Annotated in this window: 15 protein-coding genes; 12 read left to right on the top strand and 3 right to left on the bottom strand. The window is 44.3% G+C overall.

All coding sequences use genetic code 11. The features are described from left to right. Nucleotides 1–11 precede the first annotated feature (11 nt). The 6 genes from VIA_RS08195 to VIA_RS08170 all read left to right on the top strand — a co-directional run bounded on the left by VIA_RS08195 (nt 12) and on the right by VIA_RS08170 (nt 6,865). Nucleotides 12–1,235 carry a DUF3570 domain-containing protein gene (locus VIA_RS08195; RefSeq protein WP_004412353.1) on the top strand — a complete coding sequence of 408 codons (1,224 nt, stop codon included), beginning with the start codon at nt 12–14 and terminating at the stop codon, nt 1,233–1,235. After that, entirely contained in the window at nt 1,225–2,109 is an 885-nt protein-coding gene (locus tag VIA_RS08190; RefSeq protein WP_004412351.1) for an FAD:protein FMN transferase, read from the top strand. Before VIA_RS08195 ends, VIA_RS08190 begins: the two co-directional genes overlap by 11 nt. Beyond that, entirely contained in the window at nt 2,106–3,845 is a 1,740-nt protein-coding gene (gene dsbD / locus VIA_RS08185; protein ID WP_004412349.1) for a protein-disulfide reductase DsbD, read from the top strand. The genes VIA_RS08190 and dsbD overlap by 4 nt, the downstream gene beginning before the upstream one ends. 124 nt (nt 3,846–3,969) lie before the next feature. Beyond that, entirely contained in the window at nt 3,970–5,406 is a 1,437-nt protein-coding gene (locus VIA_RS08180; RefSeq protein ID WP_004412347.1) for a coniferyl aldehyde dehydrogenase, read from the top strand. Between the two features lie 132 nt (nt 5,407–5,538). Next, nucleotides 5,539–6,258: an SDR family oxidoreductase gene (locus tag VIA_RS08175; RefSeq protein WP_004412345.1), complete on the top strand. Its 720-nt coding sequence runs from the start codon at nt 5,539–5,541 to the stop codon at nt 6,256–6,258. A 304-nt stretch (nt 6,259–6,562) separates the two neighbouring features. Next, on the top strand, nt 6,563–6,865 hold the full coding sequence (locus VIA_RS08170) for a hypothetical protein (protein WP_004412344.1): 303 nt from the start codon (nt 6,563–6,565) through the stop codon (nt 6,863–6,865). Between the two features lies 1 nt (nt 6,866). Here VIA_RS08170 and VIA_RS08165 read toward each other — a convergent pair whose 3' ends face one another. Together VIA_RS08165 and VIA_RS08160 are read right to left on the bottom strand one after the other, a co-directional pair. Continuing rightward, complete coding sequence (locus tag VIA_RS08165; RefSeq protein ID WP_004412343.1) at nt 6,867–8,018, bottom strand: GGDEF domain-containing protein; 1,152 nt, start codon at nt 8,016–8,018, stop codon at nt 6,867–6,869. A gap of 289 nt (nt 8,019–8,307) precedes the next feature. Continuing rightward, nucleotides 8,308–9,210, bottom strand: coding sequence for a LysR substrate-binding domain-containing protein (locus tag VIA_RS08160; RefSeq protein ID WP_004412342.1), 903 nt, complete (start codon nt 9,208–9,210; stop codon nt 8,308–8,310). Between the two features lie 89 nt (nt 9,211–9,299). Between VIA_RS08160 and VIA_RS08155 the strand changes: the two genes are divergently transcribed. Next, a complete protein-coding gene (locus VIA_RS08155) occupies nt 9,300–10,208 on the top strand; it encodes a DMT family transporter (RefSeq protein ID WP_004412341.1) in 909 nt (302 codons plus the stop codon). A 47-nt stretch (nt 10,209–10,255) separates the two neighbouring features. Here the strand turns inward: VIA_RS08155 and VIA_RS08150 are convergent, their stop codons facing one another. Beyond that, nucleotides 10,256–11,326, bottom strand: a complete 1,071-nt coding sequence (locus VIA_RS08150) for a DUF3541 domain-containing protein (protein ID WP_004412340.1) — start codon at nt 11,324–11,326, stop codon at nt 10,256–10,258. A gap of 332 nt (nt 11,327–11,658) precedes the next feature. On the opposite strand from VIA_RS08150, the gene VIA_RS08145 reads away from it, so the two are divergent. The 5 genes from VIA_RS08145 to VIA_RS08125 all read left to right on the top strand — a co-directional run bounded on the left by VIA_RS08145 (nt 11,659) and on the right by VIA_RS08125 (nt 16,745). Beyond that, nucleotides 11,659–13,035 (top strand): diguanylate cyclase, encoded by a 1,377-nt coding sequence (locus VIA_RS08145; RefSeq protein ID WP_004412339.1) that lies wholly within the window; start codon nt 11,659–11,661, stop codon nt 13,033–13,035. 70 nt (nt 13,036–13,105) lie between these two features. Continuing rightward, nucleotides 13,106–13,540: an Mpo1 family 2-hydroxy fatty acid dioxygenase gene (locus VIA_RS08140; protein WP_004412338.1), complete on the top strand. Its 435-nt coding sequence runs from the start codon at nt 13,106–13,108 to the stop codon at nt 13,538–13,540. A 246-nt stretch (nt 13,541–13,786) separates the two neighbouring features. Next, nucleotides 13,787–14,803 (top strand): TRAP transporter substrate-binding protein, encoded by a 1,017-nt coding sequence (locus VIA_RS08135; RefSeq protein WP_004412337.1) that lies wholly within the window; start codon nt 13,787–13,789, stop codon nt 14,801–14,803. 69 nt (nt 14,804–14,872) lie between these two features. Then, entirely contained in the window at nt 14,873–15,430 is a 558-nt protein-coding gene (locus VIA_RS08130) for a TRAP transporter small permease subunit (RefSeq protein WP_004412336.1), read from the top strand. Then, nucleotides 15,423–16,745, top strand: a complete 1,323-nt coding sequence (locus VIA_RS08125) for a TRAP transporter large permease (RefSeq protein WP_004412335.1) — start codon at nt 15,423–15,425, stop codon at nt 16,743–16,745. Before VIA_RS08130 ends, VIA_RS08125 begins: the two co-directional genes overlap by 8 nt. Nucleotides 16,746–16,759: the final 14 nt, after the last annotated feature.

Raw genomic sequence — 16,759 nt, 5'->3', positions numbered from 1 at the left:
ATAAAAACACAATGAAAAAAATACCTTTAACGCTGCTCGGTGCAGCAGCAGTGGCTAATAATGTAATGGCTGAAGATCATATTTCGGTTCATTATCTAAGCTACCAAGAATATGACGACAAAGTTGAAGCAGGCGATCGCGTTGTTTCATTTGAGAAAAGCATCGGTTTGGATTGGACGATCAATCTAGAAGTCGGCTATGACTCGGTTTCTGGTGCTTCACCAGCATGGGGGCCGACAACGCCACCTTCCGGGCCAGACGATGCGATCAATCGAGCGCAGATGACGGAAAAAGCTCAGGCAAAAACTGACCAAGTTATTCGCTCCGGTTACGACCCACATTCGAGTGGTTATGAAATTCAAAAAGTACCTTTAGAAGATAAGCGTAAATCGTTTAGTGCGAGTGCGACTTATCGAGATGAAGATCGCAATGAATGGACCTTCGGCCATAACTTTTCAGTTGAAGAAGACTACGAAAGTGTTGGCATTAACGGTAAAGGGCTTATCTATGCTGACTCGCAAAAGAATCGTTCATACAGCTTAGGCCTTGCGGCTCTGTTTGATAAAACGCTGGCGTTCCAAAAATATGAAAACTACGGCAATAGCCAAGAGTGGGAGAGCATTTTTACTGGCAGTGTTGAAGCCGGGCTTTCTCAAGTCTTTACGCCAAACCTATATGCGGTCTTTACAGGTTATGCTGGCTACCGTTCAGGGTATTTGAGTAACCATTATCTCACGGTATTGCGAGAAATAGACATTGATGAAGATGGCCAAATTGGCACCGATGAGGTGTTCTTAGCTCAAGATTCAAGACCGGATACACGTTTGTCTGGTGGTGTTAACCTGCAGGCGTTTTGGTCGATCACAGACTCTTTAGTCGTTCGTCCAAGATATAAGTGGTTCCAAGATGATTGGGGAGTCATGTCGCACCAAGTGGGAGGTAAGCTCTCTTGGGCTGTCACGGATTGGTTAACGTTAGGTCCTGGGTATTTTTGGTATACCCAAGACGCTGCGGATTTCTATCGTGACCCTTACGGCTCGGATAAGACTTTTGCTTCAACTGGTTATGCGACTTCAGATCTTCGTTTAGGCGACTATACCGCTAATGCCTATGAACTAGGCGCGAGCGTCAAGGTATACAAAGGTGTGAGTATTAACCTGCTTGGTGCCTATTATGAGCAATCTAATGGTTTTGAAGCGCAGTGGTGGGCCGTTGGAGCGACCTATGCATTCTAATAGGCCATTTGTTCATCGCTTTAAAGCAATGACGGTGCCGTGTGAAGTGCAATTATTTGGCTCGATTAAGGCGAGCCAAATTACTGCGATGATTGAACAAAACACCCGTAGATTAGAGCAAAAATATAACTTCTACTCTGAGCAATCTTGGCTGACACGTGAATTAAATCAACGTGGCGACAACTCGGTTTTACTTGATGATGAATCACTCGTGGTTTTTCAAACTGTGAAAAACCTAGTGATGGGAACAGCTGGAGTTTTTGATCCCACCGTGGGTTCGCTCAAGTGGTTATTGGCCAAGGACGCAAGCCTAAACCGCGCGCAGGCTTATCAAATTGCTCAACCTATGATGGGCGAAGCGGCGTGGCACCTTGAGGGTAAGCAGATGTTTATCAGCCACCATGAGACGCGGTTTGATCTTGGCGGTGTGATTAAAGAGTTTGCTATTGATCAAGCCATCAATCTCGCTGAAAGCTTGGGCGTAGCAGGTGCGCTAATAAACTTTGGTGGCGACATCCGAGTGCTGGGAGCAAAACCAAACCAAGAGACGTTTAATGTTGCGGTGGTTAACCCAAGCAATCCGACACAAGCGTTTTTTTCGTTGCCTTTGGCCAATGCGGCTTTGACGACTTCTGCTCACTATGAGCGCAAAACACAATTTTCTGATGGGCAAACCTCTCATATTCTGTCTGACAAAGGGACACATTCGAAAGTGTTATCAGTGACCGTTGTGGCCCCTACTGCTTTAGAAGCGGGCGCGATAAGTACCGCTCTGACCATTGACCCTTTACTTCCAGTTCCCGGCGAAGTCAGCATCATTTTTATCGATGACGAGCTCAAAATACATCAAGATACGGAGTTTCTAACGCAATGAAACAGTTCATTGTCACCTTAATGGTGTTTCTTTCCTTTTCTACATGGGCTCAAGACGATGATTTTCTGCCAGTAGAGCAAGCATTCCCATATCAGTGGTCGGTGAGTGAGGCGGGTTTGCAAGTGCACTTTGCTGTTCACCCAGATTACTACTTATACAAATCACGCTTTAAATTTAGTTCTGATGAATCAGTTAAGCTCGGGGAAGCGGACTTTTCTTGGGCTGGAAAGTCTAAAACGGACAAATACTTTGGTCAGGTTGAGGTTTTTGATAAACCAGTGACATTAACACTGCCGTACAGCGGCGTAGGGGAGATCAACATCCGCTATCAAGGCTGTGCCAATAAAGGTTTATGTTACTTACCTCAGACGATTACTTTATCGGTTCCAGAGCATACCAACTCGACGTCGAATGACCCCACGTTTTGGCAAGATATTTCAAACTTAGCGGATGATACCGACGGATTGTCAAAGTTCTTAGGAAGCGCATCAAAAGCTCAGGCTGTTTTGATGTTCTTTTTACTTGGACTAGGGTTATCGCTGACACCTTGCGTGCTACCAATGGTGCCAATTCTATCAAGCATAATAGGTGGCGACGCTAAGATGACAGGGCGTAAAGGGCTTATTCTGTCTAGCTCTTATGTTCTAGGGATGGCAACCAGCTATGCGATGACTGGAATTTTAGTAACGACAATTGCAAAAGGCGTTAACTTGCAAGCAGCGATGCAGCAACCTTGGTTACTTAGCCTTTTTGCCATCGTCTTTGTCGCCTTAGCATTAGCAATGTTCGGCTTTTATGAATTGCAATTGCCTTCATCTATCCAAAATAAGCTTAATAGTCGCTCAGACAAACTTGGTGGTGGTCGAGTAGTCAGTGTATTTGGTATGGGAGCCATATCCGCATTAGTTGTTTCCCCTTGTGTCAGTGCACCTTTAGCTGGCGCTTTACTGTATGTATCGACCACACAAGATTGGGTGTTTGGTGGTATCACGCTGTTTATTATGGCGCTGGGTATGGGTATACCGTTAATTCTCATCGGTGTCAGCGGCGGTAAGTTGTTGCCTAAGAGTGGTGCGTGGATGATTGCAGTGAAGCAGCTATTTGGCGTGTTATTACTTGCGGTCGCGATAGTACTTGTCAGTCGCTTTGTTCCTGCGTGGTTGACTATGTTGCTGTGGGCAATGTTGACAATAGGCGCAGGGGTTCATTTTGGGGCGCTTGAAGCCGCTCAGCCAGGTTGGGCTAGAATGCGTAAATTGGCGGCATTTATGTCGTTGTTTTATGGCTTGGTATTGTTTGTTGGTTTTTTGACTGGTCGTGTTGACCCGCTTAATCCATTACAAGCACACACCGTGTCTCAGCAGCCTATTTCGAGCTCAGCATCATTTACTAAACTTGCCAGCATTGAGGCACTAGAAGGGGCGTTACAGCAGGCACAAAACAATCAACAGCCTGTGTTGGTCGACCTTTATGCTGATTGGTGTGTTTCGTGTAAGGTGATAGAAAAAGAGATCTTCAGCAATGCAACCATCGCAAAAAAACTGGCTGGGTGGAAAACGATTAAGTTAGACGTCACAGAGAGTTCACCGGAACAAATGGCTTGGTTAGCTCAGAGAAATGTCTTTGGCCCTCCAGCGATATTTTTCTATTCCCCTAGTGGCGCAGAAATCGAAGCGAGTCGGCTTGCAGGCGCGGTGAGCTTAGAAAAGTTCCAAGACCGATTCCCTCGACTATAGTGATGAATCAAGCAGCGAACGTGCTGCTTGATTTAATTCTGTTGCGTAAATGTCATCAGGTAGAAGATTTTGACCTAGATAGTAGCTAATATTAACGGAGAATAATTCATGGTTGGCTACTAAAATGGAAAAAGTTGTAGATATTAATAAATGGCACAAGGAACACGTTAAGAGTGAACAAGATCTTCAGAATCTATTTACTGAACTCAACACCCATTACCACTCTGACCCCTACACAACCCTTGCTCAAAGGTTGGATAAGCTCAAGCAGCTAAAGTCGAGTCTACTCGAACAGCAATCTCAACTCGTCGCAGCGTTGAACTCAGACTATGGCCATCGTAGTGAGTTTGACAGCCTAATTTGTGATGTACTGCCAGCTGTTAACCATATTAATTATACAATCAAGCATCTTAAAAAATGGATGAAACCCAGTAAGCGCCATGCGGGGATGCTATTAATTCCTTCCAAAGTGAGAGTGGAGTATCAGCCATTAGGGGTTGTTGGGGTGATTGCCCCTTGGAACTTTCCTATTGTTCTGAGTATCGCACCAATTGTTACTGCCATTGCGGCAGGTAATCGCGTAATGGTCAAGTTGAGCGAGCATACGCCTGCAACTAACGTCGTGCTGAGCCAAATTTGTTCGGTACTGGATAAAGATGTTTATGTTGTTGAAGGTGACGCAGAGATAGCCACGCACTTTTCATCATTACCTTTCCATCACCTCATTTTTACTGGCTCAACGAAGGTAGGCAAACTGGTAGCCAAAGCGGCGGCCAGCAACTTGACTCCGGTGACCCTTGAGTTAGGAGGAAAGTCGCCGGTACTTATCGCACATGATGCTGATATCAAACGAGCGGTGGATGCAATTATGCTTGGCAAGTCTATTAATGCAGGCCAAATTTGTGTTGCACCTGATTATGTATTGCTTCCACAGGGAAAAGAGCTGCAATTTATAGAGTGCTATTTGGAACGCTTCTTTCAACTCTATGTTGAAGATGGAGAGTTGAAAGATGCGACACATATCGTCAACGAGGCGCAACATAAGCGTTTGCTCTCTTATCTGCAAGACGCTAAGGATCAAGGAGCGACGATTCACACCATTGATTATGTGGACCATGAACAAGGCCAGCTCCTCCCTCAACTTATAACTGGAGTTACTGAGCAAATGTTAGTGATGAAAGAAGAGATCTTTGGTCCCATTCTTCCGGTTATTGGCTATAGGCACTTGAACGAAGCGCTCACGTATATTAATTCAAAGCCAAGACCATTGGCACTTTACTTAATGTCTGATGACAAATTGCTTCAGCAACAAATTATTGAGCAAACCCACAGTGGTGGGGTCGCGTTCAACGATACGCTGCTTCATGTTGCGGCGGACGATGCACCATTTGGCGGTATAGGCGAATCTGGAATAGGTCATTACCATGGAGAAGAAGGGTTTAGAACCTTCTCAAAAGCGAAGACGGTATTGTCGACTCTTTCTTGGATTCCTCGCAGTGGCTTACTCCTAGAATATCGATCTTGGCTACAAAAAGTCATTGGCTTTTTGTTTCTGCGCTGATTTGCTTGATTGTTGTTATATGGCAACAGTGTTTCAACCTAATTGATATATATCAACAGCGAGAGTTCTTCTAATATACCTCCATCGCAGCAACATTGGCTGCTAACGAATTTCAACAGAGGAAATATTAAGATGAAAAAACTAATCGTAATCACAGGTGCTAGTTCAGGTATTGGTGAAGCTATTGCTCGTCGTTTGAGCAATGAAGGTCATCCTCTACTTCTTTTAGCTCGTCGTATTGACCGTCTTGAAGCGCTTAACCTACCAAACTCTTTATCAGTAAAAGTAGACGTAACAGACAAAGCCTCTTTTGAAGCGGCTATTGCTCAGGGCGAAGCAAAATTCGGCCCTGTAGATGCTATCGTAAACAACGCTGGTGCAATGCTTCTTGGTCAAATAGACACTCAAGATGCACAAGAATGGAAAACCATGTTTGATGTCAACGTTCTGGGTCTTCTAAATGGTATGCAAGCAGTCCTTGCGCCAATGATGGAGCGTAACAGCGGCACGATTATCAACATTAGCTCAATTGCGGGTAAGAAAACGTTCCCAAGTCATGCGGCATATTGTGGTACTAAATTCGCTGTACATGCTATCTCTGAGAATGTACGTGAAGAAGTAGCAGCATCAAATGTTCGAGTAACAACAATCGCACCAGGTGCTGTTGAAACAGAACTACTTTCTCATACCACATCACAAGATATCAAAGATGGTTACGACTCATGGAAAGAAGACATGGGCGGTGTTCTAGCGGCTGATGATATTGCTCGTGCAGTAGAGTTTGCTTACAGCCAGCCACAGAATGTGTGTATTCGTGAAATTGCTCTAGCGCCAACTAAACAACAGCCATAGTCGAGTAAAAAACACGATATTAGCGAGCCAGTGACGAATGTTGCTGGCTTTTTTGTTTCTTCAAATTGAGAATTTATTTGAGAACAGAGTGGATGGTCAAGAATTGATTTTTATTAAAATCAAAATAAAATCAGATACTTACCTTTGCTTTTGAATGCTTGGCATAGGGGTTGCTTTGGTATTGAGTGACAGATAGGTTATTCGCATTTTCGAGAAAGCCGAATAATGATGTCGTTATAATCAGATTTATAGTTGAAAGTGTTGACTATACTTAGAGTATGACTATCACCGAGAGGAGATGCTTATGGCAGTTGTCCCAAAACATACCGACGCTAGCACTCGTTACGATCCTAGTCAGGAGTTAACGGCAGATCAGCTACACCGATTTGGTCGAGTTGCGCAGAAAGCACAGCAACGTCGTGATGAGAGAATAGAGCGAGGAGTGATTCCTCAGACAGATCGTGCAGCAAGAAGAGCAGCGCTTAAAGATGCGGCTTTTCGACCTATTGTCACACCTAAACGTGATAAACCTAATACTGTCCGTTACGCAGTATGGATGCTTGTTGTCATGGTGTTCTCACTATGGCTAATGTATATGACTCGTTAACCTATTTAATCGAAGTAACACTCGCGAGCTTTTTTTCTTGCTCAGAAAGGTCATGAGGTAACTTGCTATCGCTGTAGAAACGGTATTGGTTTTTCCCACTATGCTTGGCAGCGTACATGGCTTTGTCAGCGCATCGAGTGAGTTCTGATAGCGTGCTGGCGTCATCTGGATAGAGTGAAACCCCCACACTAACCGTCAAGGTGTTTATACGTTCTGATGATTGATAGCTTTCGGCAAATAAAGTGCTGATGCGATTTAATATACCTTCGAGGTCTTCAATTTTTGTCACATCATAGAGAAGCAAGACGAATTCATCACCAGCAAAGCGTGCGATTGAGTAATCATGTTTCTCTGTTTTTCTATCTTTGCTTCGGACATTATTTCTTAAGCGTTTTGCGAAGTGTTGCAGCACCCTATCACCGACATCATGCCCATAGGTATCATTGATTGCTTTAAAGTTATCAATATCGATAAACACCATGGCAGTAATCTGGCTGCTGTTTTTTTGCTCTATCAGTTTTCCTGCCGCCCAGTTTTCGAAACTCCAACGATTAGCAAGTCCTGTGAGTTGATCCAAATAAGCGAGATCTTCGATGCCCTCTAAATATAGGGAGTGGATATAGTTCATTACTTTGGCGTAGTAATAGGCGGAAATATTACAAAGAAGACAGAGCGAAAATAGGCTCAGCAAGAATCGGCTCTTAGAACTATCGGCAGAGAAGTGTACGGCTTGAGGGAACTGAATAGCGATGAGAGTGAGCAGACAAAATCCGACACTCATCAGTGCGCCAACTTTGAAATCATTGACGAAAATTAGCACGGCGATAATGGGATAAAGCCATAACAGTCGATCGTTAATATGTGAACCATAGAGTAAAAGTACTACACCATGGAGCAGTAGTACGCTACTCAGAACTAAGTCACTGTGGTTGACGCGTTTATGTTTCAATAAGTAGACAGTGTTGAGTAGCAACACACAAGACGAGAAAAAATTGATAGAGCTAAGGAAGTAGTCGCCGCTAAGAAAGCGTGCGACACCATAACTAAACAGGATGGCGATCGCTATCAATGAACAGAGCAAGACAATATTCGATTTTCGTGTCGCACGAATATCCGCCATCTCTTCAATTTGCCTTCCTGCTAGTTGTTGCATATATCAAAAGTTCCTTTACGCATAGCCCCACAAGCTAAGTCTAGGAGAAATATAAATGTCTGAACGAAAACCGAATTATAGTGTTTTTATCAATCAGAATAATTAATATGCACCTTGATTTATAGTGTTAAATGATTTGAGAAAGCAACAGAATTTTGACTCATTAATGATCTGTTGCTAAACGGGCGTGCTACTGCATTATCGATGGACTTTTGACGGTAGTGCTTAGCAGGAGCTTATGATTAGGCTTGGTATTATAGTTGATGCTTATGACTAATCGGTCTATGGATTATTCGTAAGAGAGCGAAAATTCACGACGTATCCAATTCCTTATCAATAGTATGTTTTCATTTTTGAGTTTACTTGGCTGGCAAGCAAAATAGAACTTTTGATTGGGGTTGAGAACCGGTTCCCCCACTTCGACTAAGTAGCCTTGGTTCACTTCTTCCCTGACAAAAATACGGTGGGTAACAAATACCCCTAAATGACGAGTTGCTGCTTGGACCGCCTGAATAGAAGCGCCAAATTTAAGGTTATTGACCGGATCGGGCATTGAATGTTGGTACTTGTCGCACCAAATTGCCCAGTCATGTTTACGTCGGTCATTGGTCACGATGATTGCGGGGTGGCTTTCTAGCAGTGCGATTGGGTCAGTTTTCCCGTTGGCCAGCTCGGGGCTAGCGACCATGACGAGCTCATCATCAGCGAGTTTCTCACAATAGTAGTCTTGCCAATCATCGGTGTGTCCATGAATAACGGCGATATCGACGCCTTCATTTTCCATGACAAACTGCCCAACAAGGTTCGATATGCGAATATCCAAATTTGGCGCGTATTGATTAAGTTTATGAACTCTTGGGATCCACCAGTGCATTGCTAGGGAATTGACCATGTTCAATGTGAGTCGATGAGAGAGGTTGTTTTCGACTATTTGCTGTGTTGCGCGAGTGATTTGTTCTAGTGGCGGCGCAATTCGTTTGTAATAACTTCGCCCAAGAGCGTTGAGGGTAATATTTCTGCCAGTTCGGTTGAACAGAGTTTGTCCAAGGTAAGATTCTAACGATTTGATCGACTGACTTACCGCTGAGTGGCTGACGTGCAGTTGATCTGCCGCTTTAGTCATACTTTGCGTTTCTGCAACAGCGACAAAAGCATATAAGGATTTAAGTGGTGCAGAAGTTAGTTTTTTCATCTGTAAGTTTTTCTTACTAATACTGTCAAATTAACTCAGTTTTTATTTCTCCCCCTTGTTTCTAAACTAGTCGGTGTAAGGGGGGATGTATGTCAATTCAGTTGTACCCGTTTTTATTTATGTTAGCGTCAACGTTCAGTCTGTCATTAACCGGGCTGCTTTCCAAATTTTTGAGTCAATATGTTGATCTCGCAACACTGGGATTTCTCAGGTTTGTCGTGCCTGCAGTGATCATTTTACTGATTACGCGACAATCGATGATGATGCCAAGGGGCAGACTCGCTCGCACTATTTGGCTGAGAGCAATATGTATTGCAGGTTGCCAGCTTTGCTTTATCTATTCGCTTTTACATTTAAGCTTAGTGGAAAGTATTGTCCTGTTTGGTACAGGTCCACTGTTTATTCCAGTGTTAGAACGGCTTATATATAAAACACCACTACAATGGCTATCAGTTGGCTCGCTGGTGGTTACGTTCTTTGGGGTGACCTTGCTTGCCGGAGATGTAGCGGATATATCAGTTCGCCCCGAATTGCTCGTTGGACTGGCGTCAGGTTTATTGAATGCGGGTTCGCAGCTTAGCTTATATCGAATCAGTAAATCGAGCCTATCTGCATTAGAGATTAACTACTGGACATTTCTATTTGCCGGTTTGGTGCTATTGCCGTTTGTTGGTTACAGCTATGTTAGTTTAGATAGTCTTGTTGATGTGAGTGTTGTGCCTTGGGAAGGGCTGGCGGCACTGCTAATTGTCGTCTCAGTGTTGATTATTAACACCCAGGTATTTCGTGCAAAGGCCTATCGTTTAGCCAATTCGGGCACTCAGTTAGCGCCGCTAGTATTTACCAATGTGCTATTTACCGCGTTATGGCAGCAGATATATTTTGATGTAAGTTACAGTGTCACTCAGTCGGTGGGGTTGTTGTTAATTCTAGCTGCTAACATGTTTGTTGTTCTGTTTCCGATCTGCCGCCGTCGTTTTAACGCCAAAGCCGCGTAAAAAATAGCAAAGCCCCACAAGGGAGTGAGGCTTTGCTGTGGAATAACTTATTGAGCGATGAGCCCATAAGGAAGGCTGGAGAAGACTTTTGGGTTGGCTTTAATCGTCGGCGCCTCATTGACGCTCTGCCAATCAAGCAGCATTATCGCCAATACATTTCGATGTTCACCATAGGCAACATCAAAGTCACCCGTCACAGAAGGGATCATTCCTTTATCTTTGTCGATCGACTTTTGAATCGCTTGGCGCGTCTTTTCTACCACGGGGTCATTTTCAAGCCCGGCCAGTAAAAAGGTAATACCAACTTCAGCGACAACATCTTCTTTTGCTCTGAGTAAGATGGTGTCAATGTTGCTGCGGAGATAGTCGTAGATCCATTGGTATTCTTTCTCATCGACTTGGTGCTGATAGTATTCGGAATCGGCGAAAATAATATGGGTTAAACCGTAAAGTTTATTGCCGTATTGCTGCTTAGAGAGTTTTTTGTCTTCGCTATCAGGATAAGCTTTGCGAAAAGCTTCGATAAACGGCTTAACTACGTCCTGTTCATCGAGTTGTCGTAACCAGAATACTTGATTGGCAAGTTGTGCTGCCCACGCGCGAATCATTTCAGGATCGGTCGCGTACTTCTCAAAATCGTAACGGCGGATGACCTGGCGAAGCTTTTGATCTTCTTTATGCTTAAGGCCATATTCGTTGGCTCTAGCCATAGAACCGAGCAGGTCAACGCCAAGATAAAGGTATTCGGGCATGTGTTTTGTGACGGTATAGCGTCTCACACTGCGCTCGTCGGTATCGTCGCTGTAGCTGGACACGCGTTTTTCAGAATAGAGGAGGATTTGCTCTGGGGTATGTACCTCTGCAGCGAATTTATTGAGTTTACTTGCGACGCGCGCCATATCACTCCAAACGGCCGCTGAATATTTCGGGTCAAGCGTCTGTCTATACATTCTCAGCCCATAGTGGCCTTCTTTAAATGCTGGAAGAGTATAGAGCTGAGTTTCGTATGTATGGCGAATGATATCAGCAGAAGCAGTAAAACTCTCAGGTGGCGTTGATGCAAAGGTGGTTTGGCTGATTGCTAGCCCTAAGCAAAGTGCGACAAACTTTCCACGCATGTTTTCATCCTCATATGGCAATTTACCCATCTATCCATTAACAGTATCAGAATTTTCTTATTCAATTGTGAGCAATGAGTTAGGACTTACCGATAACTGACAGTTGTAGGTTAGTGGCAGAGATTGGAGAACTCTTGCGCAAGTAGTCTGGGCGTGGAGAGCAGCAATATTGCACTTTCTTATCAATAAATTTATCTATTATCGGTGAAAAGTACGACAATTTAATGTACGTTTTATATAACTGATAAAAATAACAATCATCGTCATTTTAGCGTAATTGAGCAAGTAATGGTGTGAATCAGTATCATTACGCGACCATTTCTGGGGGATAGATGACATATCATCGAGACAAGCATTATTACATTGGTGCTTTGTTTTTGACCATCTTTGTATTCTCTATAGGGCTCATTGAGTCTTTAGACCGCAGTCAGAAGTCCTTTCTGAGAGATAGTTTATTGGCGCGAGCAAAAGAGGAGTTGTCTATTGTTCGCTCTGAGCTTGAAGCTGCGATTGTCGCTGATATTTACGTGTCCAATAGTCTTGCCACTTTGGTTGCGGCTAACCCTGAGTTTGAGTTCTCTGGTTGGGATTTGATTGCATCTAGTATTCTACGTAAAAGCCGGCACGTACATGTTATTGGGCTCGCTCCAGATGATGTCATCCAATTTATCTATCCTTTTGAAGGGAATGAAAAAGCGGTAGGGTTGGATTATCGGACCATTCCAAGCCAGTGGCGTAGCGTAAAAAAGGCGCAGGAAGTACAAGAGATTTTTATTTCTGGTCCCGTCAACCTTGTTCAAGGTGGAAGGGGCTTAATCGCCAGAGTGCCAATTTTTACGGACCCTCCATACAACACAAAGTATTGGGGGGTGTGTAGCGTTGTTATTTCTTTGGACTCACTGTTTTTAGATGTCGGTGTTTCTGCATTCGAACACAAGTATGCTCTTGCGATGCGAGGGTTCGACAGTACAGGAGTTGATGGCGAGGTATTCTATGGATTGCAGCAAACCTTTGATGAAGCGTTTGCTGTCGAAGTGGTGCACTTTCCTTATGGCAGTTGGGCGATTGCTGCATCGACCAAAGGGGATCTTTTATCCAACAGTCCTTGGTACCGAGCGCACGCGGTTAGACTGCTTGGCTATCCAATGCTCATTACACTTATCATTGCTTTTGCGATGACTTACCGTCTATATGCTCAAGCGAATCAACGCTCTTTACATGATGAATTAACGCGCTTGCCGAATAGACGTTACTTTATGTATACCTTAAGTGAGCACTTTGATGCAGCCTTGAAAAACCCACATAAGGATAAATTTGCGATTCTTAACATTGATATAGATAAGTTCAAACGTATCAATGACACCTATGGACATGCTGCTGGTGATAAAGTGTTAATTGCGACGGCTGAACGACTCAAAAGTGTGCTCAGGGCGTCAGACCTTGTGGCTCGCATGGGTGGGGACGAATTCTTGATTCTATTACCGAGAATCGATCGAGTTGAAGATGTCGATGTTATTAACATTGAACTGCAAAAAGCGGTTTGCCACACTCCGGTTATCTTTGAGCACAATCTTATCAATATTCAAGTCAGCGTCGGATACGCTTTATACAAGCCAGAGTTAACAGATGTGGGCGAGCTCCTCAAGCTTGCTGACATCCGCATGTATGAAGAGAAGCGACGTCAAAGTTTAAAAGACCACACAAAATAGCGCTCTTAAACGGCAAGTTAATGTAACCCGTGCTATAGAACTAAAGTAATGGTTGCAAGAGTGAGTGCGTATGAAAGATCTAACTCAGTGGCTTTGTGAATATGGAGAAAGTCATCAAAACCCTACCAATCAAAAAATCCACAAGGTGGCCGTACCGGGTATCTTTTTATCAGTAGTTGGCCTGATTTGGTCCATTCCCTCGATTGAGCTATTTGGGCTTTCTCTCAACTGGGTTTGGGTCGCTGCGTTTCCAGTCATGGTGTTTTATTTTAGGCTTTCATTGAGTGTCTTTCTGATGATGTTGGGGTTTACTCTCGCCTGTATCGCCTTAGTTTGGTCGATAGAACTGATGCAGATATCTATCTTCCTTTTTTCATTAACGCTTTTTGCCGTTTTGTGGCTGTTCCAGTTTATCGGTCACAAAATAGAAGGGAAAAAGCCTTCATTTTTTGAAGATCTCCAATTTTTGCTTATCGGTCCTATTTGGGTGTTTCGCAAGCGATAGGGCTTGATATGCCGTTATTTTATCGTTTGCGTCTAGCCATGTGTTCCTGCTCACACTTTCAATTAAGTCTGCTAGTTATTTAGAGGTAGTAAATAATAAATGTGACAATTGTCATAGTCAAAAGTGATTTGTTACCGGTAACATGGTGTTCAACGTTACCGGTAACATAAAAATTACAACCGGTAAGTAACCAAAAGTCATTACGGCTAGATTGGACAACTGAAACGAATAAAGGAAACCCCTACTATGAAAGCAATGACTAAAACTCTACTTGCTGCCTCTATTACCGGTCTATTCTCGATGTCAGCACTAGCTGCAGATTTTACTCTTAAGATTCAATCATCAGACCCGTCAGGTGACTTGAACTTTAAGGTGCAGCAAAACTGGGCAGAACGTGTAGAGAGTATGTCTAACGGTCGTATTGATATCGACCTTCTGCCAGTGGGCGCTGTGGTTAAGCACACCGAAACACTTGGCGCTATCAAAATGGGTATCCTAGATGGTCAAGTAACCGCGACGGGTTACTTTTCAGGTAAAGATCCAGCGTTTGGCCTAATCGGTAACATGGTTGGCGCGTGGTCAGACACCACTCAATTGCTGCAATACATGAACTATGGCGGTGGTAACGAGTTAATGACAGAGCTGTACGCACCTTACGGTGTGAAGTTTGTTGGCGCATCGACGACTGGCGTTGAATCATTCATTTCTAAAAAGCCAATTGATGGCGTGGACGATCTAAAAGGTCTTAAGCTGCGCGCCCCAGAAGGCCTAGTTCAACAAGTGTTCGCGGCGGCAGGTGCTACGCCGGTTAACCTACCTGGTTCAGAAGTATTTACTGGCCTAAGCAAAGGTGTTATTGATGCTGCGGATTACACCGTGTTCTCAACTAACCAAAAAGCGGGCATGAACGACATCGCAACGCACCCTGTTCAACCAGGCTTCCACTCATTACCTCTGATTGATATTTCAATCTCACAGAAAAAGTGGGACAAAATGCCAGCGGATCTACAAACGATTCTGCAAACGTCAGTGCGTGACTTCTCTTACGACATGACAACTCAGCTCAAAATGGCTGACCAAGCGGCAGTAAAAGAGGCGCAAGCTAACCCAGAAATCACGATTCATGACTGGTCTCAAGAAGAGCGTAAGAAGTTCCGTGAGATTGCTAAAGGTCAATGGAAGGTGTTTGCGGAGCGCTCTCCTAACGCACAGAAAGTTTATGACTCTGTGACAACCTTCTTAGAGACGAATGGTCTTCTTTAAGCTATTCGCTCTTGATTAGCTTCTCTGTGGAGGGCGAGAGCCCTCCTGTTTTTTCAGGATTGCCCGATTATGACTGATAACTCTCCCCACACACCACCAGAGCAAGAAGAACAGCCAAGAAACATCCTTGATAGAGCCATTATTAAAATCAGTAATCTATTAAGTGGGTTGTTCATCTTTACGGTGCTTATTTCCTTTTACGAAGTCGTGATGCGTTATGTATTCGACGCGCCAACGACTTGGGTACATGAAACCGCCTCGTTTGTTGGTGGATCGTTGTTCATTGTGGGTGGTATTTACGCATTCGCTGCGAATAAACACGTTCGAGTTGTTCTAATTTACGATTCAGTTTCTTCTCAAACTCGAAAATATCTCAACCTTGTCCACCATGTGGTTGGCCTCGCATTTGCGGGTATGTTGGCTTACGCCTCTTATTTAATGGTTCAAGAGTCTTGGTTTACTCCTTGGGGAGAGCTACGTCTTGAAACCTCTGGTTCGGTTCTAAATGCACCGTACCCAGCTCTGCTGAAAGGCATCATCTTTGTTTGTCTTTGTGTTCTTGTTGTCCAGTTTGTGTTGCACCTCATCCAAGAGATTGCAGGTTTAGGGAAGAAAGACGATGTTTGATTTATCTTCTATTGGCATCGCATGGGGTAGCATCCTCATGTTAGTTATGATGATTGGCTTGTTACTCACCGGTATGCAGCTTGCTTTCGTAACAGGTTTCGTGGCTATCTTTTTCACGCTGTTTTGGTTTGGCCCAGATGCGCTTCCTCTCATTGCGAGTCGTACTTACAGTTTTGCATCAGGTTATGTTTTCCTCGCTGTACCAATGTTTGTATTGATGGCTGCATTGCTTGACCGATCAGGTATCGCAAGAGACTTGTTTGACGCAATGAAGTCTGTTGGTCGCCGTGTACGTGGTGGTGTTGCGGTTCAAACGCTGCTTGTTGCGGTACTGTTGGCATCAATGTCGGGAGTAATCGGCGGTGAAACGGTATTACTGGGTATTCTGGCGCTTCCGCAAATGCTTCGCCTTGGCTATGACCGTAAGTTAGCGATCGGTACGACTTGTGCGGGTGGCGCATTAGGTACTATGCTGCCCCCGTCCATCGTACTGATTATCTATGGTATGACGGCGAGCGTATCCATTGGCGATTTGTTTAAAGCGTCATTCCTGCCAGCGTTTATTCTTGCAGGCTGCTACATCGGTTATGTATTGATTCGTTGTAAACTCAACCCATCTCTAGCACCTCTGCCAAGCGATGAAGAGATGGCTGAAGACATGGCCAATCAGCCAAGCTACTTCAAAGCGCTGTTCTTCCCGCTACTTTCTGTGGCAACGGTTCTGGGCAGTATCTACACGGGTGTCGCTTCGGTAACAGAAGCATCAGCTTTAGGTGTTGTGGGCATCATGATCTCTGCGGCGATTCGTGGCGAACTTAACTTCAACATGCTTAAAGAGAGTGCCATCGCAACGATGCGTACCTGTGGCATGATCATGTGGATCGGTATCGGTGCAAGTGCATTGGTTGGTATCTACAACTTGATGGGTGGTATCGACTTTGTAGAAGAAGTGATTCTGGGTCTAAGTGGCGGTAGCGCATTGGCAACGCTACTAATCATGATGGCGATTCTACTGGTACTAGGTATGTTCCTTGACTGGGTAGGTGTGGCATTACTTACGATGCCAATCTTCGTACCTATCATCATTAGCCTTGGTTACGACCCAGTCTGGTTTGGTGTGGTGTTCTGTCTTAACATGCAGGTGTCGTTCTTATCACCACCATTTGGTCCGGCCGCTTTCTACTTGAAGTCGGTAGCGCCAAAAGACATTACGCTCGGTGAAATCTTCACATCACTATTGCCATTTATCGGACTTCAAGTTCTGGTTCTTGGTCTTGTGATTGCGTTCCCTGAGCTAGCAATGTGGTGGAAATAGCCCACCACATCAAA

Origin of the sequence: Vibrio orientalis CIP 102891 = ATCC 33934 (assembly GCF_000176235.1) — a bacterium.
Lineage (GTDB): Bacteria > Pseudomonadota > Gammaproteobacteria > Enterobacterales > Vibrionaceae > Vibrio > Vibrio orientalis.
Note: the sequence above shows the minus strand (reverse complement) of the source record. Positions and strands in the feature narration are given on the sequence as shown.